23 protein-coding genes and 1 riboswitch are annotated in these 22,404 nt (G+C 61.3%); of the genes, 9 read left to right on the top strand and 14 right to left on the bottom strand.

Annotated elements, in window-relative coordinates:
- Positions 1-17 precede the first annotated feature (17 nt).
- On the top strand, positions 18-308 hold the full coding sequence (locus MF268_RS06580) for a hypothetical protein (RefSeq protein ID WP_238370085.1): 291 nt from the start codon (positions 18-20) through the stop codon (positions 306-308).
- A gap of 7 nt (positions 309-315) precedes the next feature.
- On the opposite strand, the gene MF268_RS06575 is transcribed toward MF268_RS06580, so the two are convergent.
- The 4 genes from MF268_RS06575 to metZ form a co-directional block, all read right to left on the bottom strand.
- Positions 316-1,764, bottom strand: coding sequence for a TrkH family potassium uptake protein (locus MF268_RS06575; RefSeq protein WP_238370084.1), 1,449 nt, complete (start codon positions 1,762-1,764; stop codon positions 316-318).
- A gap of 98 nt (positions 1,765-1,862) precedes the next feature.
- A complete protein-coding gene (locus tag MF268_RS06570) occupies positions 1,863-2,255 on the bottom strand; it encodes a GFA family protein (RefSeq protein ID WP_238370083.1) in 393 nt (130 codons plus the stop codon).
- A gap of 19 nt (positions 2,256-2,274) precedes the next feature.
- Positions 2,275-3,378 (bottom strand): GTP cyclohydrolase FolE2, encoded by a 1,104-nt coding sequence (folE2, locus tag MF268_RS06565; RefSeq protein WP_238370082.1) that lies wholly within the window; start codon positions 3,376-3,378, stop codon positions 2,275-2,277.
- A 181-nt stretch (positions 3,379-3,559) separates the two neighbouring features.
- Positions 3,560-4,750 (bottom strand): O-succinylhomoserine sulfhydrylase, encoded by a 1,191-nt coding sequence (gene metZ, locus MF268_RS06560; RefSeq protein WP_238370081.1) that lies wholly within the window; start codon positions 4,748-4,750, stop codon positions 3,560-3,562.
- Positions 4,751-4,807: 57 nt separating this feature from the next.
- Positions 4,808-4,884: riboswitch (SAM riboswitch) on the bottom strand.
- 133 nt (positions 4,885-5,017) lie between these two features.
- On the opposite strand from metZ, the gene MF268_RS06555 reads away from it, so the two are divergent.
- A complete protein-coding gene (locus MF268_RS06555) occupies positions 5,018-5,962 on the top strand; it encodes an alpha/beta fold hydrolase (protein WP_238370080.1) in 945 nt (314 codons plus the stop codon).
- A gap of 28 nt (positions 5,963-5,990) precedes the next feature.
- Complete coding sequence (locus MF268_RS06550; RefSeq protein ID WP_238370079.1) at positions 5,991-6,683, top strand: glutathione S-transferase N-terminal domain-containing protein; 693 nt, start codon at positions 5,991-5,993, stop codon at positions 6,681-6,683.
- 12 nt (positions 6,684-6,695) lie between these two features.
- Here MF268_RS06550 and MF268_RS06545 read toward each other — a convergent pair whose 3' ends face one another.
- The gene (locus MF268_RS06545) at positions 6,696-7,307 is read right to left on the bottom strand and encodes an inner membrane-spanning protein YciB (protein WP_238370078.1); all 612 of its coding nucleotides are present in this window, start codon (positions 7,305-7,307) and stop codon (positions 6,696-6,698) included.
- A gap of 8 nt (positions 7,308-7,315) precedes the next feature.
- Complete coding sequence (locus MF268_RS06540; protein ID WP_238370077.1) at positions 7,316-8,218, bottom strand: EamA family transporter; 903 nt, start codon at positions 8,216-8,218, stop codon at positions 7,316-7,318.
- Between the two features lie 69 nt (positions 8,219-8,287).
- On the opposite strand from MF268_RS06540, the gene MF268_RS06535 reads away from it, so the two are divergent.
- Positions 8,288-8,770, top strand: a complete 483-nt coding sequence (locus tag MF268_RS06535; RefSeq protein ID WP_238370076.1) for an MgtC/SapB family protein — start codon at positions 8,288-8,290, stop codon at positions 8,768-8,770.
- Between the two features lie 34 nt (positions 8,771-8,804).
- Here MF268_RS06535 and ftsY read toward each other — a convergent pair whose 3' ends face one another.
- Complete coding sequence (gene ftsY, locus MF268_RS06530; RefSeq protein ID WP_238370075.1) at positions 8,805-10,196, bottom strand: signal recognition particle-docking protein FtsY; 1,392 nt, start codon at positions 10,194-10,196, stop codon at positions 8,805-8,807.
- A gap of 84 nt (positions 10,197-10,280) precedes the next feature.
- Positions 10,281-11,966 (bottom strand): NAD(P)H-dependent oxidoreductase subunit E, encoded by a 1,686-nt coding sequence (locus tag MF268_RS06525; RefSeq protein ID WP_238370074.1) that lies wholly within the window; start codon positions 11,964-11,966, stop codon positions 10,281-10,283.
- A gap of 227 nt (positions 11,967-12,193) precedes the next feature.
- Between MF268_RS06525 and MF268_RS06520 the strand changes: the two genes are divergently transcribed.
- Positions 12,194-13,357 (top strand): alkane 1-monooxygenase, encoded by a 1,164-nt coding sequence (locus MF268_RS06520; protein ID WP_238370073.1) that lies wholly within the window; start codon positions 12,194-12,196, stop codon positions 13,355-13,357.
- Positions 13,275-13,673: a hypothetical protein gene (locus tag MF268_RS06515; RefSeq protein WP_238370072.1), complete on the top strand. Its 399-nt coding sequence runs from the start codon at positions 13,275-13,277 to the stop codon at positions 13,671-13,673. Before MF268_RS06520 ends, MF268_RS06515 begins: the two co-directional genes overlap by 83 nt.
- Before the next feature lie 25 nt (positions 13,674-13,698).
- Here MF268_RS06515 and xseA read toward each other — a convergent pair whose 3' ends face one another.
- The gene (gene xseA, locus MF268_RS06510) at positions 13,699-15,246 is read right to left on the bottom strand and encodes an exodeoxyribonuclease VII large subunit (protein ID WP_238370071.1); all 1,548 of its coding nucleotides are present in this window, start codon (positions 15,244-15,246) and stop codon (positions 13,699-13,701) included.
- Between the two features lie 38 nt (positions 15,247-15,284).
- Positions 15,285-15,845, bottom strand: a complete 561-nt coding sequence (locus MF268_RS06505) for a type 1 glutamine amidotransferase domain-containing protein (RefSeq protein ID WP_238370070.1) — start codon at positions 15,843-15,845, stop codon at positions 15,285-15,287.
- Between the two features lie 154 nt (positions 15,846-15,999).
- On the opposite strand from MF268_RS06505, the gene purD reads away from it, so the two are divergent.
- On the top strand, positions 16,000-17,262 hold the full coding sequence (gene purD, locus MF268_RS06500) for a phosphoribosylamine--glycine ligase (protein WP_238370069.1): 1,263 nt from the start codon (positions 16,000-16,002) through the stop codon (positions 17,260-17,262).
- 18 nt (positions 17,263-17,280) lie between these two features.
- Here the strand turns inward: purD and MF268_RS06495 are convergent, their stop codons facing one another.
- From MF268_RS06495 to MF268_RS06480, 4 genes are all read right to left on the bottom strand, one after another.
- On the bottom strand, positions 17,281-17,799 hold the full coding sequence (locus tag MF268_RS06495) for a YHS domain-containing (seleno)protein (RefSeq protein WP_238370068.1): 519 nt from the start codon (positions 17,797-17,799) through the stop codon (positions 17,281-17,283).
- Positions 17,800-17,918: 119 nt separating this feature from the next.
- On the bottom strand, positions 17,919-18,293 hold the full coding sequence (locus MF268_RS06490; protein ID WP_238370067.1) for an MmcQ/YjbR family DNA-binding protein: 375 nt from the start codon (positions 18,291-18,293) through the stop codon (positions 17,919-17,921).
- 25 nt (positions 18,294-18,318) lie between these two features.
- Positions 18,319-19,107 carry an SseB family protein gene (locus MF268_RS06485; RefSeq protein WP_238370066.1) on the bottom strand — a complete coding sequence of 263 codons (789 nt, stop codon included), beginning with the start codon at positions 19,105-19,107 and terminating at the stop codon, positions 18,319-18,321.
- Complete coding sequence (locus MF268_RS06480; protein WP_420485418.1) at positions 19,104-19,712, bottom strand: uracil-DNA glycosylase family protein; 609 nt, start codon at positions 19,710-19,712, stop codon at positions 19,104-19,106. Before MF268_RS06480 ends, MF268_RS06485 begins: the two co-directional genes overlap by 4 nt.
- A gap of 291 nt (positions 19,713-20,003) precedes the next feature.
- Between MF268_RS06480 and MF268_RS06475 the strand changes: the two genes are divergently transcribed.
- Positions 20,004-20,663 (top strand): ABC transporter ATP-binding protein, encoded by a 660-nt coding sequence (locus tag MF268_RS06475; RefSeq protein ID WP_238370064.1) that lies wholly within the window; start codon positions 20,004-20,006, stop codon positions 20,661-20,663.
- On the top strand, positions 20,641-22,404 hold the full coding sequence (locus MF268_RS06470) for a capsule biosynthesis protein (protein ID WP_238370063.1): 1,764 nt from the start codon (positions 20,641-20,643) through the stop codon (positions 22,402-22,404). Before MF268_RS06475 ends, MF268_RS06470 begins: the two co-directional genes overlap by 23 nt.

Raw genomic sequence — 22,404 nt, 5'->3', positions numbered from 1 at the left:
GTACCGGGAGAATTTGCATGTTAAAGATTTTCGCTGCTGCCGTTTTGATCGTCGCAATGACCGCTCTGCCCGCTTCTGCCGATCTATCCCAAAAGTTCGGCCGTGCCTCGTCGAAAAAGATGAAAGTCGCGTCTTCGCACCTGCTACCGCCCGCCGATTACAAGGGCCAGTGGTGGACCTCGCCCGACAATTGCGAATATTCGCGCGCGGGCCGTCCGGGTGAAACCGTATGGTACCTGATCATCAACACTGCCCATTCCAAGTGCAAGACACACCTGGTCCAGTCGATCTATAAAGACGCCTACTGAAAGACCGTCACGCGCGCCAGAATGGCACGGTGAAGATGACGTATACCGCCATGATCTCGAGCCGTCCGACCAGCATGGCGATGGCAAGGATCCACTTGGCGGTATCATTCAATCCTGCAAAGTTCCCCGCCGGGCCGATCCTGTCGCCCAGGCCCGGCCCGATGTTTGCAATGGCTGTTGCCGCACCGGATACGGCGGTGATCATGTCAAGCCCGGTCAGCGCCAGACCCCAGGATACAAGACCAAGGGTTACCACAAAGAAAACAAAGAACGAGATCACCGAATTCAATGTTTCCTGATCAATGGGCCGTCCCGCATAGCGCGGCACAAAGACCCCATGGGGCGTCCGGATCCGCTGTAGCTGGACCTTGATCGAGGCAAAAAGCAACTGGTAGCGGAAGATCTTGACGGAACAGGCGGTCGACCCCGCGCAGCCGCCGATCAACCCGATAAAGAAGAACAGCGAGATCATGAACGGGCCCCAGCCCATGTAATCGACGCTCGCATAGCCAGTGCCCGATATGATCGAGGTGATGTTGAACAGCGCCTCGCGCATGGACTGTTCCCAATGGTGCGGAAAGATTGTCGTCAGCACGACCGTAGAGATCACGACGAGTACAAGAATGGTCCAGAGAAAGCCCCGCACCTGCACGTCTTGCCAGATGCTCAGCGGATGCCCGTTGATAAGCTGCACATAGCGCACGAATGGCAGGGCCGCCAGGATCATGAAGATCGACGCGACGTATTCCATATGCCCCGAGAAGGTGCCGAAAGACGCGTCATAGTTCGAAAAACCGCCGGTCGAGATCGTCGTCAGCGCGTGCACGGTCGCGTCGAATGCGGACATGCCAAGCGCCGCGTAACACAGCATGCAGGCCATCGTCAGCGCGATGTAGATGACCGAGATCTGCTTTGCGATCTCGGTCGCGCGAGGCAGGATCTTTCCCATGGTTTCAAAGGCTTCGGTGCGGAAAATCTGCATGCCCCCGACCCGCAATTCGGGCAGGAACACCATGGCGACCACGATGATACCGATACCGCCCAACCATTGCAGGATGCCGCGCCAGAGCAGCAGGCCATGCGGCAGGAAATCGAGGCCGGTGATGACAGTCGATCCGGTCGTGGTCATGCCGGACATCGCCTCGAAATAAGCGTCGGTGAAACTAAGCTCGGTCGCGCCTATCATCAGGGGCAGCGCCCCAAAGATCGGCAGCGCCACCCAGACCCCGGTGGTCAGAAGAAAAGTCTGCTGGATCGTCAGCCCTTCCTGCACGCCATTGGCGCAGCACAGGGCGACCAGCCCGCCGATAAGGATCGTGACCAGCCCGGCTTCGAGAAAGACAAGCCAATGCTCATCGCCGCGCGCCAGATCGATCAGCATTGGCAAGAACATCGTCAAGCCCAGAATGGCGACTAAGAGGCCGATTACATAGCCGACAGGGCGCAGGTCAAACATGAGCGAAGGCTTGGCTTGGCGCATGCGCCCTGTCAAGCGCGACCGCATCGCGCGCTGGCCTCCTGTCACCTAATCGACGCGACACGCGGGTGTTCCGTTTAGTGTCGTCGTGGCAGCCGGTCGGAAAGTTCGACCCACGGCACCTGTTCCGCTGAGTGATAATGGTCCGTAGGCTGCACATCCGCCCCCGCCCGCAGCAGTGCGGCATAAAAATGGGTTTCACCCGGGTAGCGGTCCGTCCGATAGAACATCGGCGTCCCGCAGGTGCCGCAGAACCCCCGTTCAGCCCCCGGACTGCTTTGATAGGTGACCGGCTCATTCCCGGTCCAACGCCACTTGCCGTCCTTGTGGCCGACCCACGTGGTAAATGGCGAGGCCGTCGCCCGGCGACAGCTTTCGCAATGACAATGGCCAACCCAGAGATGCGGCCCGGTCAGCTCGAACCGACAATTTCCGCAGAGACAATGACCATCGATAATATGCTCGGACATGGCCCCTCTCCGGTTGTTGTCACCCTACATGTATCAGGGTCGAGAACAGCTTGGGATCAAAGTTGCGTGCATCGAACGTGTCGCCTTCGATCAGAACCGACACCGCGTCATGGCTGTGCAAGCTTTCCTGATGGCTCGCCACGATACGGAAATCTCCGATCCGGGCATCGGCCAGCAACTGTTCGCAGAACAGCCGCGCCGCATCTTCGACAAAGATCGGGTTGGCCGCGTTCAGCTCGGCAAAGGCCTGTTCATCCTCGCGCTTGACCATCACCTGCGTTTCCGTCGGCACCGCGCGGCGGCAGGCATCGATCAGGTCCTCGAACCAGAGACATTGCGCATCGGGTTCCAGCGCAACGGAAATTCGGGCAACCGAGCGTTGGGAATGCGGCGTCGCCAGCTGACCGCGCGTCGCGCGCGCATGTTCCGACAGTTCCAGCGAACAGGGGCAGGTCGAGGAATAGACATAATCGAGGTGCATGATCTTCTGACGCACGCCATCAGTTTCGACCAGTTCTAGCGCGATGTCATAATACTGGTAACCCGACAGGCCGGAACGAAGGCTGTCCACCTTCATCGGGAAGGAAAACCGCATCTGGATGCGCGCATCAAAGCTTTCGAGGTCGGATTTGTAATCATCCAGCGCCGCCTCGATCACCCCAAAGCTGAAGGTCCGGTCGGCGTGGGCATAAAAGCTGCGCATGATGCGGCTCATGTTGATGCCCTTCTTGTCAGCCTCAAGGCTGACAGTGCCGGTGACCGAGGTTTCAAGCGTCAGATCGCCGTTGTCGCGGGTATGAAAGCGGATCGGCAGACGGAAATTGGAAATACCGACATGCTGAATTTGCTGACGTGCGCCACGGATCAGGCTGGATGGGCCGTTCTGTAAATCCGGCAGCGACGCCTTGTAGGCGGCATCGACAGTGAATTCTTCGGGGTAATGGCGCGACAGAACCGGGTATTCGATGTTCGACTGGCGGCCAAGCGCACGCGCAAGTGCGGGGTCAAGATTGACCAGCTCTGCATAGGTCGCCTTGGATGCCCAGACGCGCAGCACGTCCAGAGCCGCAGCTGCGTCATCGTGATCTGGCGTACCCTCGATCGTCGGCATATGGATGTTCATCAGCGTCCCCTTTGCAGTCGAGCCAAACCTAAGTACGGCAGATGCAGATTACCAATATATAATCAGTACGCTTCGCAACCATCCCCGGATCAAAGCCGGGCGCAAAAACTTTCAACCATTGTACCAGATAAGTACCACCGGGCAGCCAATCTTTTGGGAAAATGGCCGCCCGGAAGGCGAATTACCGCGCCGAGGCGGCGACAAGCGCCTGCCGGATATCGGCCAGCAGGTCGTCCGTATCCTCAATTCCGACCGAGAACCGGATCAGGCCAGGGGTGATCCCCAGCAGTTCCTTCTGATCCGCCGGAAGCCGCTGGTGCGTCGTGGTCGCCGGATGGGTCACGATCGATTTGGAATCGCCGAGGTTGTTCGAGATCAGCACGATTTCCAGCGCGTTCAGGAAGGCGAACGCAGCTTCCTGACCACCTTTCAGCTCAAAGGAAATGACGGTTCCGCCCTGCCCCATCTGGCTCTGGGCAAGGTCATGCTGCGGATGGCCCTTGAGACCAGGGTAAAGCACCCGCTCAAGCGCGGCCTCACCCTCCAGCGCCTCGGCAATCGCCTGCGCCGACTGGGCCTGCGCCTTGACGCGCAGGCTCATGGTCTCAAGTCCCTTGAGCATGATCCACGCGGTGAACGGGCTCATCGAGCCGCCGGTGTGCTTCATATAGGGTTCGACCGTCTTGCGAATGAACTCGCGCGTGCCAAGGATCACCCCGCCCAGCGCCCGACCCTGTCCGTCGATATGCTTGGTGGCGGAATAGACAACCACGTCCGCGCCCTGCGAAATCGCCTTGGAAAAGACCGGCGTAGCAAAGACGTTATCGACAAGGACCAGCGCACCGACCTCATGAGCCAGCTTGGCCACCGCCGAGATATCGATGACTTCGAGCGTCGGGTTCGACACGGATTCAAAGAACACGGCCTTGGTGTCGGGGCGGATCGCGTCGCGCCATTGGTCAAGATCGGTGCCATCGACAAAGGTCACCTCGACCCCGTAACGGCCCAGAACCTCTTCGAGAATGTAAAGGCAGGATCCAAACAGCGCACGGGCCGAAACCACGTGATCCCCGGCCTTCAGCATCGAGGTCAGGGCGCCGGAAACAGCCGCCATGCCGGAAGCGGTGGCAAAGGCATCTTCCGCCCCTTCAAGCAGCGCGATCCGTTCCTCGAACATCCGCACCGTCGGGTTGCCGTAACGGGCATAGATGAATTCGTCATCCCCCGTCTTGATGAACCGCGCCTCGGCGGCCTCGGCACTGTCATAGGCAAAGCCCTGCGTCAGAAAGATGGCTTCGCTCATTTCGCCATACTGGCTGCGGCGCACGCCCCCGTGGACGGCTTTCGTTCGTTTGTTCCAGTTCTCGCTCATTTCGACCTCCGGCCCTTCTTCGGGCACAAAAAAACCCCAGACGCGGTCAAGCGAAAGGGGCCTTTCATCCTGACCTTTTAGCGGAATATTTAACGTGGCCCGCAATCCGGTAACAAATCGCCACGAAGCATGCGTGTCCTTTACTTGTCGCAGCGACGGAAAGTCAAGGCACCAATCCACATCGTCACGGTGCCGTAACCATAGCTTCATCCCGACGTCATACGCATCGGCCAGATAGCAGCCACAACATCTGGTATGAGGTGCGCGATGCCGCTGATCAGGATCAATGCGAAGGGGAGCGAGCCGCGCCTGCACTGCGGGACTCAGCCCCTCTACCGCCGCCTCGCCGAGGTCACCGCCGAGGCAACCCGCGACGAGCCGGTCATCGTGATGATCCACGGCTACAAGTATCGTCCCGGGATGCTGGATCACTGCCCCCACCTTCACATCATGGCCATGCACCCGCGCGATCGGCCCTGGCACTCACCGAGCTGGCCACGGCATCTTGGGTTCGGCACCGGCCACACAAACGAAGGTCTGGGCATCGCCTTTGGCTGGGACGCGCGCGGCCCGCTCTGGAGCGCCCGTCGCCGCGCCATCGAGGCAGGCCGGGCACTGGCGCAGCTGCTGAATGACCTGCGCCGCCAAGGCCCCGACCGCCCCGTTCACGTGCTTGCCCATTCGATGGGCACAGAAATCGCACTGCAGGCGCTCTATCACCTGCCGGCCAATGCCATTCAGCGGATCGTGTCGCTGACCGGGGCCAGCTATCGCGAAACCGCCCAGGCGGCGCTGGAAACGGCGGCCGGGCAAACCACCGAGTTCTTCAACATCACCAGCCGCGAGAACGACACGTTCGATTTCCTGTTCGAACGGTTGGTCGCGCCCCCCGTCCCCGGCGACCGCGCCATCGGGCTGGGTCTCAAGGCCCCGAACGCGGTGACGCTGCAGCTGGATTGCACCGAAACCCTTGGCAACCTGCACCGTCTCGGCGCGCCGCTGGGCAGCCCGGAGCGGCGCATCTGCCACTGGTCGACCTATACGCGCGCGGGCACGCTGCGCTTTTACAACGACCTGATGCGCAACCCGGCCCGCTGGCCTCTGCAACGGGTGCAACAGGCCGTTCCGGATGCGCCAGCACGCCGCTGGTCACGCCTTGTTGCGCCCCCTGCCATTGCCCTGCCCTTGCTTGCGCCGCAGAAAGCGTCATGATCGCGCCCGATTAGAACGGGGATGAGACATGACAATCGATCTGTATTTCTGGCCGACACCAAATGGCTGGAAGGTTTCCATCGCGCTCGAGGAGATGGAGCTGGCCTATGACACGCATCTGGTAAACATCCAGAAAGGCGACCAGTTCAAGCCGGAGTTCCTGAAGATTTCGCCGAACAACCGCATGCCCGCGATCATCGATTCTGACGGGCCGGATGGTGCGCCGATCTCGATTTTTGAATCCGGAGCGATCCTGCAATATCTCGCGCGCAAGACCGGCAAGTTCTGTGGCACGAGTGAACGGGACCGGATTGCCGTGGACCAGTGGCTGATGTGGCAGATGGGTGGTCTGGGTCCGATGGCCGGACAGGCGCATCACTTTCTGCAATACGCCCCCGACATGGACCCGCCGCAGGTGCTGCCCTATGCACAGGGCCGCTATCGCAGCGAGGTCGCGCGGCTTTACGGCGTTCTCGACAAGCAGTTAGCAGAGCACGAATTCGTCGCCGGGCCGGACTTTACCATCGCGGATATGGCGATCTGGCCTTGGGCGCATCTGTACAAGCGGCAGGAACAGACCATCGAGGACAAGCCGCATATGGCGCGCTGGCTCGACACGGTCAGCGCCCGTCCAGGCGTTCAGCGCGGGCGCGATCTGCATGCCGATCTGCGCAAGCAACTGCCCGACAAATCCGCGCAGGAACTGCTCTTCAAGAAATGACGGGCAAGGCGTCTACGCCTTGTCATCCTCGTCGATCATATGCGCCTGAAGCGCGACGATCTGCGCCCAGAGGAACAGGAACAGGATGATGGGGAAACCGAAGGTCTCGATCTTGACCCAGAGATCGGTGGACAGGTTTCTCCACACCAGTTCATTCGCGATGGCGAGCAGCGCGAAACAGATGCAGAGCCGCCGGGTAAGCTGCATCCACCCCGCCTCGCGCATGGGGATCATGTCGCCCATCACGTATTCGAGATAGGATCGCCCACGCATCAGACCGATGCCCAGCAGAACGGCGAATACGCCATAGACGATGGACGTCTTCATCTTGAAGAACCGTTCGTCGTTGAACCACGCGGTCAGCCCGCCAAAGAAGATGACCATGAAGGCGGTGAAAATCTGCATCCGGCTGAGTTCGCCGGTCAGTTGCCACAGGATACCCATCGCGATCAGCAGGATCGGCACAAAGACCAGCGTGGCGACGATGAACCCGGAATATTCCGTGCCACCAAAGACAAACACGTCTTCCTTGATGCGCAGGTAGATCAGGAAAAACAGGATCGGCGGCCCCAGCTCCAGCACCTGTTTCAACCAGATGTTGATCTCTTTCTTCTGCTTCGCCATTCGGGCTCTCAGCCTCCCATTTCTACGATGACCGCGCCAATCGCGATCAGGGACATCAGCGCGATCCGGCGCGGCCCCACGGTTTCCTTCAGCACCAGCCAGCCGATCAACGCGGCAAAAACGGTGGATGTCTCGCGCAGTACCGCCGCTTCGCCCACCTTGTCCAGCCGGGTGGCCAGCATGATCGACCCGAAACTAAAATAGGCCACGATGCCGCCGAAAAAGCCACGCAACAAGAGCGGGCCGGGATTGGGCGGCGCGTCCATGCGCCGCCAGCGTACAAAGCCGATGATCGGCATCACCAGACCGTCGAGCATGAAGAACCAGAACAGGAAGGTGAATGGATCGGCCGTCGCGCGGATGCCATAGGCGTCGTAGGTCGTATAAAGCGCCACGAAGAGCCCGGTCATGACCGCCAGCCCCAGCGCCGCCCAAAGCGTGTCGCGTTCCGAGACAAGGAAGATCAGGTTATAAAGCGCAAGACCAAAGATCCCTGACAGCAATACCCCCACGCCAATCCACTGCATCGGCGCAAAGATCTCGCCGAAAATGAAATAGGCCCCGATGACGGTGAACAGTGGCCCCATGCCGCGCACCACCGGGTAGACCACCGTGTAAGCGCCCTTGGTATAGGCCTGCGCCTGCAGGAGCTTGTAGAACAGGTGGATGACAAAAGCCCCGGCAAAGATCGGCCACATATGCGCCTCGGGCCACGGCACGACGAAAAGCACGAACGGGATCGACATCAGGCAATAGAAAACGTCGATGGCTCCGCGTGAAAGCCAGGGATCGTACCGCCCCTTTTGCAGCGCGCCAAAGACCGCGTGAAGAAACGCGGCGAGCAAGGCAAGAAACAACGCAAGCTGATGGCCGGCCGAGGTGCCTTCGAGGGAAACCAGCCAGTCGCTCATCGCACGCCCACCGGGAACCTGTGATAGGATCGGACTGTTTTGTGACTACCGCAGACGAAGGAGAAATTCATGTGGGACACGATTGTCGACGAACTTACCAATACCTTCTCTGAAGTGCCGCTGATCGTGGCCATGACCCGCATGCTTGCCGCGCTGGTGCTTGGCGCCGTGATCGGCATGGAGCGGGAATGGCGTCGTAAACCTGCCGGTCTGCGCACCCATATGCTCGTCTCGATCGCCGCCTGCCTGTTTATCCTCGTCTCACAACACCTTGGCAGCCTTCCCTTTGGCGTCGGCAATGAAGTGCAGATCGACCCCCTGCGACTGATCGAGGCCGTCACTGCCGGTGTCGCCTTTCTCGCCGCGGGCGTAATCTTTACGTCGGGCGACAAGGTGAGGAACCTGACGACCGGGGCCTCAATGTGGCTGGCCGGGGCCATCGGTCTTGCCTGCGGTGCCGGACAAGCACCGCTGGCCGCGCTCGCGACCCTTCTGGTCACCGCGGTTCTGATCGGTCTGCGCTGGCTGGAAAAGGGCATGGGCACGCATTGACGGCCCCGGTACCGGTCTTCGGAAAGGGAGAGTTTCACGCGGCGCTATCCATCCCTGTCAGCGCGGCGGCAAATTCATCGGGGTCGAACGGGGCGAGATCGTCGATCTGCTCGCCCACGCCAATGGCATGGATCGGAAGACCGAACTTGTCGGCCAGCGCGACGAGGACGCCGCCCTTGGCGGTCCCGTCCAGCTTGGTCATCACCAGACCGGACACGTCGGAAATCTTGCGGAAGGTCTCGACCTGGCTCAGCGCGTTCTGGCCCGTCGTCGCATCCAGCACCAGCAGGGTGTTATGCGGCGCGGTTTCATCCTTTTTGCGGATCACGCGAACGATCTTGGCAAGCTCTTCCATCAGGTCGGCGCGGTTTTGCAACCGCCCTGCGGTGTCAATCAGCAAAAGATCGGCCCCGTCTTCCTGCGCCTTGGTCATCGCGTCAAAGGCAAGGCTTGCCGGATCCGACCCTTCCGGCGCGGTCAGCACCGGCACCCCGGCCCGGTCGCCCCAGACCTGCAACTGCTCCACCGCCGCCGCCCGGAAGGTATCACCCGCCGCGATCACCACCTTCTTGCCAGCGGCACGAAACTGACTTGCCAGCTTGCCGATGGTCGTGGTCTTGCCCGACCCGTTCACCCCGACGACCAGCACGACCTGCGGCCGTTTCGAATAGATCGGCAGGGGCCGCGCGACCGGCTCCATCACCCGCGCGATTTCGGTGGCGAGAAACTGCTTGATCTCATCGACCGAAAGTTTCCGCCCAAAGCGACCCTCGGCCATGTTCGCGGTGACGCGCAGCGCAGTATCCACGCCCATGTCGGCACTGATCAGCAGCTCCTCGAGCTGTTCCAGCATGTCGTCATCCAGCACCCGGCGCACCACCGTCTTGGGCGCGCTGCGGCCCAGCAACCGGCCTAGCAGCCCGCCGCCGCGTGCGGGTTCAGGCGCGCCCATGTCCAGCCGGTCGGGCGAGATCGAGGGCTGCGGATCGCTTGGCATCGGCGCTTCACTCGGCGGAGAGATCGGGCCCGGCTCGGGATTATCCGGCACTTCGCTGGGCGATGGTGACGGGACCTCGGTCGGGGAAGGTGTCGGCGACGGCAGATCCGGTTTCGGATCGGGACGCGGCGTCGGCCGCGGCACATCCGGCTCGGGGACCGGCTCGCGCTCGGGGATCGGGGTCGGCTCCGGCGTCGGATCGGGGATCGGCGCCGGGTCGGGATCCGGGGTCGGGTCCGGAATGGGGGTCGGCTCCGGCTCGGGTGTCGGATCCGGGGTTGGCGGCGTGTCGGGTTTCGGATCGGCCGCGCGCGTCACCGCTGCAACCTCTTCGGCTTCGCCGCCATCTTCCACGATCGCGTCCAGACCCTGCTCCAGTTTGGAAGAGGATTTGAACAAGCGATCTTTCAGCTTGGTGAAAAATGCCATGATCTACTCCGCAATTGCCCCCATGACGTAGTCCAGCACCACGCCGGATGGAAGAGCGGATGATCAGATAGCGCCAACAGCGCCTCAGACTTCCTCGGGAAAATGCCGGATCACGCTGCGGATCGGGTTCGGTGCCGCCTGCCCCAGCCCGCAAATGCTCGCATCCGCCATCGCCGTACAAAGCTCATCAAGCAGCGGCTGATCCCAGTGATCCACCTGCATAAGCTTCACCGCCTTTTCGCAGCCCACCCGACAGGGCGTACATTGCCCACAGCTCTCATCCTCGAAAAAGCGCAGCATGTTCAGCGCCGCGTCGCGCATGCTGTCCTTGTCCGACAGGATCACCACCGCCGCCGATCCGATAAAGGTGCCATGTTCCTGCAACATGTCGAAATCGAGCGGCACGTCGTTCAGCGACGCAGGCAACAATCCGGAAGACGGCCCGCCCGGCTGGTATGCCTTGAACTCATGCCCGTCGAGCATACCGCCTGCCGCTTCGAGCACGTCTGAAATGGTCGACCCCGCAGGCAGCAGGTGCACGCCCGGCTGCTTGACCCGGCCCGAAACCGAAAAACTCCGAAGACCGGTACGGTCGTTGAATTCCATCTTGCTGAGCAGACCGTGCCCCTCTCGGCAGACACGGTTCACCCAATAGAGCGTTTCGACATTATGCACCAAGGTCGGACGGTCGAAGACCCCGACCTGCGCCACGAAGGGCGGCCGGTGACGCGGAATTCCCCGTTTGCCTTCAATGGATTCGATCATCGCGCTTTCTTCGCCGCAGATATATGCCCCGGCCCCGCGCCGCAGATCGATATACCCGGACGCGACGATCCCCGCGTCCTCGAGCGCACGGATTTCGCGGCGCAGGATTTCGAGGATTCCGGGGTATTCGTCCCGCATGTAGATAAAGCAGGTGTTCGCTTCCACCGCCCATCCGGCGATCAACATGCCCTCGAGAAAGGCATGCGGCCTGCGTTCAAGGTAGTAGCGGTCCTTGAACGTCCCCGGCTCGCCTTCGTCACCGTTCACGGCAAGATAGCGCGGCCCGGCATTGGCCCGAACAAAGCCCCACTTTTTGCCGCTCGGAAAGCCCGCGCCGCCCAGACCCCGCAGACCTGAATCGAGGATCAGCTGCTGGACCTCTTCCCAGTCACCGTTTTCACGCAGATCAAGCAACGTCTCATATCCGCCATCCGCACGATAAGCCTCGAACCCCTCGTATTCAGGTATATGGGTGTGGGTATCGCCCGCCTCTATCGCCTGCATGGTCTTTTCGACCGTCGCATGGGTGATGTGGTTATGGCCGATCTCCAGCACCGGCGCGGTTTCGCACCGGCCCATGCAGGGCGCGCGCAGCACCCGGACTTCTGACGGGTCCAGCCCGGTTTCAAGTGCCGCTTTCAACGCCTGCGATCCTGCCAACTCACAAGACAGCGAATCGCAGACCCGGATGGTCAGCGCGGGCGGCGGCGTTTCGCCCTCTTTCACCACGTCGAAATGCGCGTAGAACGTGGCCACCTCGTAAACCTCAGCCATGGAGATCCGCATCTCCTCGGCCAGCGCCCGCAGATGCGCGGCAGACAAATGCCCGTATTCGTCCTGTATCAGGTGCAGGAACTCGATCAGCAGGTCGCGACGGCGCGGCCGTTCCCCCAGCAGCGCGCGAACCTCTTCCCAGGCTGTATCCTCCAGCTGCCGGCCCTTGGGCGTATGCCGCCCCTTGCCCTTACCGGTTTTCCAGACACCCTTTGCTTCGCGATCCTGCATTTCGCCGGCTTCCCTGTTCAATTCTTAAGCAATCTATATCCCACCCGCGGCACGTCATTCGATCAAAAGCGACAGGGCAGAGCGACTTTGCGTTGCCTTGAGCTTTCCCATATGATGCATGGCGTCGCGCATTTGATACCAGACCCGAGCCTTTGACCCGTATCAAAGCGAAAATCGCGGCCCATGTCGCCCTAGCGTAAAGTCGCGTTCTACGGGAAGGGAAATTAATGATCCGTTACGCGATGGCCAGCCTGACACCTGCGGTCCTGCTTGGTCTCGGCTGCATCGCGGGTGGGGTCTGGATCTGGCTCGGGCTCGCCTTCATGACGCTTGTCGTCTTTGCCGCCGACCGGCTGACCCGGCTTCCTGCCCTGCCACGCGGAGATACACCCGCGCTGACTCTTGGCAACCGGCTTTGCATTGTTCTGACTGCGGCGCATTTCCTGCTGCTCGGGCTGGGCGTTCATGCCTTGGCGCATGGCACCAGCAGCCCCGCCGCCACCGTCGCTCTGTGGTTCGGCATCGGCCTATTTCTCGGTCAGGTTTCAAATGCCACCGGGCATGAGCTGATCCATGCCCCGCAACGCGGGCTTCGCCGCCTTGGCACCGCGATCTTCTGCTCGCTTCTCTTTGGCCATCACGTCTCGGCCCATCTACGGGTGCATCACCCACTCGTCGCCAGCGAACGCGATCCGAATTCGGCACGATCGGGTGAAGGATTCTATCGCTTCTGGCCCCGCGCTGTCATAGGCTCATTCCACGCCGGGCTTCGCGCCGAAAACCGTCTTCGACAAGGCCACGCGCGAGGTATGCACCCCTACGTTATATACACTTTGGGCGGCGCGGTTACGGTGATTGCCGCCCTGCTCATCGCCGGATGGCCCGGCCTGTTCGCCCTTCTCACCCTCACGACATTCGCACAGATGCAGTTGATGCTTTCGGATTATGTCCAGCATTATGGGCTGCGCCGCAAAACCCTTGCCAATGGGCGGCTCGAGCCGGTTTCTCCGCGCCATTCCTGGAACGCGAGCCCTTGGTACTCCGCCGCGATGATGCTCAACGCGCCGCGCCATTCGGACCATCACGTGGCCCCCACGCGCCGCTTTACCGCCCTTCGTCTGAACCCGGATGAAATGCCGATGCTGCCCTCGACCTTTCCCGTCATGGCGATGATCGCAACCGTCCCGCCGCTCTGGAAACGCCTGATGGACCCGCGCGTTGCCCGGTTTGGCGCCGATCGTGCAGCCGGCGTTAACCCTGTGTCAACCATTGGTAGCGAAACCCGCGACCCTGTGGCAGAGTTTGCCAATGCTACGACTATCGCTGATTCTCACCGCTTTCCTCGCCCAGCCGCTGGCCGCTCAATCCGCGATGAGCGCAGAGGCGTTTGAAAACTACACCAATGGCAAAACCCTGTTCTACGGCAATGGCGGTGAGGCCTACGGGGTCGAGCGTTACCTCGATGACCGCCGCGTGGTCTGGTCCTTTCTGGACGGTGAATGCAAATACGGATCTTGGTACGAACAGGCGGGCCAAATCTGTTTCGTCTACGATGATCGCCCGGGCGATCCGCAGTGCTGGACCTTTCGCAAAGGCACGGGCGGTCTGATCGCCCAGTTCGAGAATAACAATTCCTCCACCGAACTCTACGAGGCGCAGGACGTCGGCGAAGAGATGATCTGCTACGGCCCCGACGTCGGCGTCTAGGTCCTCCTCACCCGTCCTCGATCAATCAGAACAGGCTGCCCTGATCCGGTTCGGGTGCCGTTTTCGACGACTTTCGCGCGGGCTTGCCGCCCACCTTCATCCGGCCATCGGCGAATTGAATCTCAAGCGTCGCCGCCCCTTCGGCCTCGGCCTTGCGGGTCACGACCTCTCCCTCGGCGCGGATCACCGCATAGCCCCGCTCCAGCGTCGCCTCATATCCCAGCGTGGCCAGCATCCGATCTGCTGTTTTCAACCGGATATCCAGCCCGGAAACCTGGTTGCGCCCGATTGCGGAAAGCCGCCTCGACAAGCCCCCAAGATCCTGTTTTCGCTGGGAAATTTTCGCTGTCAGTTCGCGCGGCCGCAGACGCGCCGCGCGCGATTCGAACCCGGTGCGCCGCTGCGCTACCGCTCGGTCCAACGCCGGAACCAGCCGCGCCGACCACTGCTGAACGCCACGCCGTTCCTGCGCGATCATCCGCGTCAAAATCGATGGTCTCAGGCTGCCTGAAACGTCCGACAGATGTACCCGATGCGCCTGAACGCCCTTGATGAGCGCGACCGGCAGCTGATCGGCGATCCGGTCATAGCGTTGCCGCGCCGAGGCCAGCAGGCTGTCGCCCCGTGGCAAGGCCCGGCTCAGATCGGCCAGCCGCTGACGCCGCAGGGTCACCGCGCCATTGCCCGCCCGTGTCAGCCGCGCGCCCTGCCCTTCGACCCAGGCCAGCAATTCCACCCGAACCGGCACAGCCAGTTCGGCCGCCGCCGTCGGCGTCGGTGCGCGACGGTCAGAAACGAAATCAATCAGCGTCGTATCGGTTTCGTGACCCACGGCGGAAATCAGCGGAATCTCCGACGCCGCCGCCGCCCGCGCGACGACTTCCTCGTTGAACCCCCAAAGATCCTCGACCGAGCCGCCACCACGCGCCACGATCAGCAAGTCGGGTCGCGGCAAAGCGCCGCCGGGAGTCAGGCGATTGAACCCTTCAATGGCCCGCGTCACCTCGGGCGCGCAAGCCGCGCCCTGCACGGCGACTGGCCAGATCAACACCTTGCGCGGAAAACGGTCGCGCAGTCGATGCAGAATGTCACGGATCACCGCTCCCGAGGGCGAGGTAATAACACCAATAATTTCAGGCAGGTACGGCAAGGGCCGCTTACGCGACGCTTCAAAGAGGCCCTCGGCCGCAAGCTGCTTCTTGCGCTTCTCCAAAAGCGCCATCAACGCGCCCTGTCCAGCGACGGCCACCTCATCCACGTTCATGTTGTACTTGGATTGCGCGCCGAATGCGGTCAGCCGCCCGGTAACGACGACCTCCAGCCCCTCTTCGGGCACCACCGAAAGATTCGCGATCTGCCCTTTCCAAGTAGTGCAAGCCAGGACACTGCGGTCATCCTTAACGTCATAGTATAGATGCCCGGAGCGCGCCTTGAACACGCGCCCGACCTCTCCCTTGACGCGGATCCGGCCAAATTCGTCTTCCAGAGTACGTTTCACCGCGCCGGATATCTCCGACACGGTGTATTCGGGTGTATTTTGTCCCGGAGCGGGATCGTCTATCAGATCGGACATGGGGCAAGTATTGCCCCATGTCGCGCGTCAGGAAAAGGTCACGCCGCGCGTTTTTCGTGGCGACCTTCTGCGATTTCCTCGATCAGCTTGTTGCAGAACGCAGGAAGGTCGTCCGGGTTACGGCTTGTCACCAGCCCCATGTCGGTCACGACCTCACTGTCTTCCCACAGACCACCCGCATTGCGAATGTCGGTTTCGATCGACTTGTAGGACGTAACTTTGCGCCCCTTGACGATTTCCGCTTCTGCCAGCAACCAAGGCGCGTGGCAAATTGCACCGATGGCCTTGCCGCTGTCCCAGAAGGACCGGATAAATTCGACGGCGTTCCTCTCAACACGAAGCAGGTCCGGGTTGATCTGACCGCCGGGCAACACCAGCGCATCGTAGTCGTTGGCAGAGACGTCCGACAGCAGCTTGTCTACCGTAACCGGGCGTCCCCAGTCATCGCCATCCCAACCTTTGATCTCTCCACATTCCAGCGAAACGACATGGACATCGGCGCCTGCCTCGCGGAGCGCTTCCAGCGGCTTTTCAAGTTCGGACTGTTCGAATCCGTGCGTGGCAAGGATTGCAATTTTCTTTTCACTGAGACGTGCCATTTGATGACTCCTTATTCTCTGTTTCTGGCCACCCAACGCGAGCCGAAAGGCAGAGTTCCTTTGGCCGAGTTTCCCCCGCGTCTTCTTGCCTATTGCCCGCCGGCCCCCTATGCAGACGGCGATTTGTGACAGCACCGCAGCAAGGGGATAGCGGATGAACATTCTGATCTTGGGCAGCGGCGGGCGTGAACACAGCCTTGCCTGGGCGGTCATGCAGAACCCGAAATGCGACAAGCTGATCGTCGCCCCCGGCAATGCGGGCATCGCCGCCATCGCTGCCTGCGCCAAGCTCGATATCCTAGACGGGCCAACCGTTGTGGAATTCGCGCTGGAAAACAGTATCGATTTCGTGATCGTCGGCCCCGAAGCCCCGCTCGCGGCAGGCGTCGCCGACACGCTGCGGGATGCGAATATCCTTGTCTTCGGTCCCTCGGCCGCTGCCGCCCAGCTTGAGGCCAGCAAGAATTTCACCAAGGAAATCTGTGCAGCCGCCAAGGCGCCCACCGCCGATTACGCGCATTTCACCGATGCCGAAGCAGCCCGCGCTTATATCCGCGAACAGGGCGCGCCGATTGTCGTCAAGGCCGACGGTCTTGCGGCAGGCAAAGGCGTCATCGTCGCCATGACCGAGGACGAAGCCCTTGCCGCTATCGACGACATGTTCGGCGGCGAATTCGGCTCCGCCGGGGCCGAGGTTGTCATCGAAGAGTTCATGGAAGGCGAAGAGGCGTCCTTTTTCGTGCTCTGCGACGGCTCCGATGTGCTGCCCATCGGCACCGCTCAGGATCACAAGCGTGTCGGCGAAGGCGACACCGGCCCCAACACCGGCGGCATGGGCGCCTATTCCCCCGCCCCTGTCATGACCGATGAAATCACACAAAAGGCGCTCGATGAAATCGTGCGCCCGACGATGGCGGAAATGGCCAAGCGCGACATGCCCTATCAGGGCGTTCTCTACGTCGGGCTGATGATCAGGGACAGCCAGCCCCGGCTGGTCGAATACAACGTGCGTTTCGGCGATCCGGAATGTCAGGTGCTGATGATGCGCCTCGGCGCGCAAGCTATGGACCTGATGCACGCCGCCGCCGAATCCCGCCTGGGAAAGATGCGGGTGAACTGGGCCGACGATCATGCGATGACAGTCGTCATGGCCGCCAAGGGATATCCCGGATCTTACGAAAAAGGCAGCCGGATCAACGGGCTGGAATATCTGCCCGAAACCAGCAGCGAAATGTGCTTTCACGCCGGCACTTCCGAAACCGATGGCCATATCACCGCCAGTGGCGGGCGGGTTTTAAATGTCACCGCCCGCGGCAAGACGCTGGCCGAAGCGCGCGATCGCGCCTATGCGATGGCCGATGCTATCGACTGGCCCGAAGGGTTCTTTCGCCGCGACATCGGCTGGCGCGCGCTCTGATCCCTGTCGCGCCGGTTGCTACTTGACCGGCGCGGGTGAGGAATAATTCGGGATCGGGTTTTCCGACGCGGCAACCGGTTCGATCTCTGGCCAGTTGCCCTCGGCGATATTGATATTGCCGGGAATGTCCTCTTCCCAGAATCCGACGACCACATCGGTGATATTCAGGTATAGCTTGTCATCCACCACCCGCCAGAGCGTCGGGTTGCCGGGCACCTTGCCCCCCTTTGACACCCCATAGGCGCAATGCCCGTCATAGGCCGGCGCGAAATAGGCAGGGTTTTCCAGAAACTTGTGGCGATTTTCTTCGCTGCTGAAGGCAAAGACGGCCCCATTGTATTCGGCGGTGATATCCGCGCGCCCCGGCACCGGATCGGGTTGCGGTGTCCCCACCGGGCTTTGTTCGAGATCGCGATAGGCGACCACGTCAAAGCCCGACACGGCGAACCCGGTGGAATCAACGAATTGTTCTCCCGCAAAGGCAGGCGCGGTAAACAGGAAACTCGCGGCAAACAGCGGTAACACGGACCGTTTCATGACATATCCTTTCGGCCATCAAGCATGTCGCACAAGGTGCATAGGTCCGCAGATTACGGTAAATCCGGGCCTTGCGTACCGTGGCTCGCGCAGCTGTTACGCCAAATTGTCTTTCGTGATCAGGAGGGCTGCTTTTGTTTCAAAAGCCCCAGCTCAGCGCGCTTCTTCTTGCTAAGCCCTGAAACAACCATGTCAAAAGACAAGGCGATATGCTCCTTCAGCTCGCTGTCCGACAGGCCCGGACTGGCATAGTGCTGCACCCATTTAAGACCGCGCGACGCCATATAGGGCGCGGGCCGGATGCCCTTCATGTCCGGCAGGATCTCAAAGGCCATATCGGTGACCTTGAAGGTAAACGCCGCCGCACCGTCATTCCAGCCGCAGATGGCAAAGACCTTGCCGCCTACTTTCCACACATCCGCATCGCCCCACTGCACCACATGGGTGCTCGCCGGGAAAGCTGAGCAATAGGCGTTGAATTCGTCGCGTGTCATGGCCGCAGTCTAGCCGCGCCCCGCCTCAGCGCAAGATTGGTGGCTTGTCGGGGTCGCTTCCCGGCGCGATCCGGCTGACCTCGGGCTGAACCGCTTCGGGCAGGTCAAATCGCAGCCCGGCGCGCGATAGCGCCTCGGCCATCGGCTCGTCCGAGGTAAAGAACCCGACGTCCAGCGCGCCCGCCTCGATGTCCGAGAATGTCAGCGCCTCGCCCGTGGCGCGTGCCAGCGCATCCCGGCCCCAGTCCGCAGCATCGACAAAGGCCAGCATATGCCCCTGCCCGCCGGTTTCATAAGTCACTCCAACCAGATAGGCAGTGCGCGCCAATCCCATCGCTGTGGCCAGCTTGGTATCCAGCGCTGAAATCAGGCTCTCGGGCAAGCCCTTCGGCGCGTTCACTTCGGCAATTTTTGCCTCGACTTCCGAGGGGATATTGGCGGTTGTCTCGGCGAGCCACGCAACGCCAGAGGGCGGGATCAGAATTGACGACGGCGCGACCTCAAGGTTCACGCCCAGCCCCAGCCCTTGTGCCGCCAGCATCCCGGCAAGGGTACGCCCCGACAACCCCACATAGGGCGCGGGCCGTCCGGCGAAATCCGACAGCCGGGATTCGCGATCAAAGGCGAGCACGAAGGTCCCCTCTTCCAGCTCGAATATCTCGGGTCTTACATCGTCGCCCTTCGGCTCGGCGCTCAGCATCAGGAACAGCTCTCCATCCGCGAGCCGTTCGTAAAATCGCATCCGCGCCGCGCCATCCTCGGGCGCCGCTTCCATCGCTGCATGGGCCTGATCCAGCGGAGTCGTTTCGCTCATTCCATAACCTTTCTCACCCTGTCGCGCAGAACCGGCAGCAGCTCCGCCTCGAACCAAGGGTTTTTCTTCAACCACCCGGTATTGCGCCATGACGGATGAGGCAAGGGAAAGACCGACGGTGCATGGTCTCGCCAGCCCGCCACGGTCGCGGTCACGCTCTTTTGCCGCCCCATATGCCATTTATGCGCATAACCGCCCACCAGTACCGTCAGCTTGACCGAGGCAAGCTGTGCCATCACCGACCCATGCCAGGTGGCGGCGCAAACAGGTGGCGGCGGCAGGTCCGCGCCCTTTGCGTCATAGCCCGGAAAACAGAACGCCATCGGCACGATGGCGACCCGGTCCCGGTCATAAAACGTCTCGTCATCCAACCCCAGCCAGTGGCGCAGCCGGTCACCCGAAGCATCGCTGAACGGACGGCCCGAGGCGTGCACCCGCGCCCCCGGGGCTTGCCCCGCGATCAGGATCCGGGCGCCCGGACGAAACCACACCACCGGGCGCGGTGCATGCGCAGTTTTCGTCGCAGCAAATCGCGCGGCACAGATCCGGCAGGCGCGGATGTCATTGCGCAGCCCCTCGCCGGGGCGCGTATCAGGTTCATTCATCGTCATGAACGATGTATCTGTGCCACGCTTGCCTCCGGATCAATCCCATGGCCTTCGCCAAGACAATTTAGGGTGATAAACAGGCTGGCAACATAAGCCCCGAAAACAGGGGCACGCAGGCAGGAAAACAGTCACACTCTCTTTGGCCATAATGTTGCCAGTTTCGCTACATAGCTGCAGTATATGACCTATTAAGAAACGTCTGATACGGGTTGTTAACCGGTTTAGGACAGGCACGGTGGACCCAACCACCCAACGTATCGGGCAAGAAGGCGGCATCAGACGACGAATATGCTAGAATTCGTGAATGTCAGCAAATCTTTCTGGACGGGGACACAGCGCAAGGTGATCCTCGACCGGGTCTCGTTCCGGGTCGAACTCGGCCGTTCGCTGGGCATTCTCGCGCCCAATGGCACCGGCAAGACCACCCTGATCAACATCATGGCCGGCCTCGAAAAACCCGATGAGGGCGAAGTCCGCCGGATGTGCAACATCTCTTTCCCGCTGGGCTTCATGGGCGGCGTCGTGCCCAAGGTCTCGGCGATGGAAAACTGCCGCTATATCGCCAAGCTGTACGGGCTTGATCCCGATTACGTGGAATCCTACTGCCGCTGGCTGTGCAACCTTGGCGAATATTTCGACCAGCCCCTGGGCACCTATTCCGCCGGGATGCGGGCGCGGTTCACCTTTTCGCTGATGCTGGCGCTTGAATTTGACATCTACCTCATCGATGAGGGCATGCCCGGCACCACCGACGTCGAATTCAACAAGAAGGCGGGTGCGATCCTGCAGGAAAGGCTTGCAACGACAACCATCATCATCGTCTCGCATCAGGCTGCCACGCTTGAGAAATTCGCCAAATCGGCCGCCGTTTTGATGAACGGCCAGTTGCATATGTTCGAAACCTTGGAAGAAGCGAAGCTGCTCTATGACTACGAAACCCAAGGCTAGAAAATTCCGCATCAAGCGGACGCTCACCGAAGAATCCGCGCCGCAGGCCGCGGTCGCCCGGCCCTTGCCCGGACCCAAAGCCGTTGAGATGCCAGAACCTGAACCCGGTGCCATGCCGCCCCGCATGACCGCGCGCGAACGTGCGGCGAAACGGCGTGAACAGGCCCCGCAGGACGATGCCGCGACGACCACGGATCAGTCGACACCCGAAAAACAGGCAGAAGACAAACCCGCAGCCAGGGCCGAAAGCCCCGCCGCTCCGACCAGCGACGCCACTGATATCGAAACGATCAAACGCGAAGGCCTGACCGGTCGGCAGCTGCGCATGGCGCGCCGCGTCGCACAAAAGCACAAGCTTCCCGCGACCTCGGATTTCGAAGCTGTACGGCTGCTGCGCGAAAAGGGCATCGACCCCTTCGCGGCCTCCAATACGCTGGAACTCGTCGTGCCAAAGGGCGGTGCCGCCCAGCATGAAGGCGGCGCGCCGGATGCTTTCGAAAATGTCCCGGCCCAGCGCAAACAGCCCGGACGGGAATTGCCGCGCACCAGCACCCCCCTGTCGCCCACCTCGACCGAGATGAGCCCGGCGGAGCGGCGCGAGCGGGAAATCACGCAGATTCAACGCGATATCATGCGACGCCGTCGCCGCAAACTGATGCTGCTGATGACGCGGCTGGCCTTTTTCGTAATGCTGCCCACCGCCATTGCGGGCTATTATTTCTACGTGGTCGCAACCCCCATGTACGCGACCAAGTCCGAATTCCTGATCCTTCAGGCCGATAACCTTGGCGGCAGCGGGCTTGGCGGCCTGCTGACCGGCACGCAATTCGCCACCAGCCAGGATTCCATCGCGACCCAGTCCTACCTGCAATCCAAGGACGCGATGCTGCGGCTAGATCAGGACGTGGGTTTTAAATCGCATTTCTCGCAGGACTGGATCGACCCGATCCAGCGCCTGACCGATGATCCGACCAATGAAGAGGCCTATGCCGTCTACAAGAAGAACGTGAAAATCGGCTATGACCCGACCGAGGGCATCATCCGGATGGAGGTCGTTGCCGCCGACCCCGAAATCGCGCGCGATTACTCGGACCACCTGATTTCCTATGCGGAACAACGCATTAACAATCTGTCCCAACAGAAACGCGCTGACCAGATGCGTGACGCCATGCAGGGGTTCGAAGTAGCGCAGGCCGAACGGCGCAACGCGCAGGAGGCACTGGTACAGCTACAGCAACGCGGTGCGATCCTCGACCCGGAAGGCGTGATCGCCGGGCTGCGCTCGCAGATCAACAACATGGAAATCCAGTTGCAGGAAAAAGAGCTGCAACTCGCCGCGCTGATGGATAACGAGCGCCCGAACCAGGCCCGCGTGGACGGGGTGCAGGGCGATATCGACCGGATTCAAAACCTGCTGGACGATCTGAACGAAAAGATGGTCGATGCCTCCAAGGGCGAAAATTCGCTGGCCCAGATGTCGGTGCGCATCCAGATGGCGCAGGCCGATCTCGCAACCCGCGACCTGATGCTGCAATCCGCGCTCCAGCAGGTCGAACAGACCCGGATGGAGGCCAATCGGCAGGTGCGCTATCTCACCACCTCGGTGCTACCCGTCGCCAGCCAGGAGGCGAGCTATCCGCGCCGCTTCGAGAATACCATCTTGGCCTTTCTGGTCTTTTCAGGCATTTATCTTATGTTCTCACTAACCGCCTCAATCCTCCGTGAACAGGTTACGTCGTAG

Origin of the sequence: Heliomarina baculiformis (assembly GCF_019966545.1) — a bacterium.
Taxonomy (GTDB): Bacteria; Pseudomonadota; Alphaproteobacteria; order Rhodobacterales; family Rhodobacteraceae; genus Heliomarina; species Heliomarina baculiformis.
Note: the sequence above shows the minus strand (reverse complement) of the source record. Positions and strands in the feature narration are given on the sequence as shown.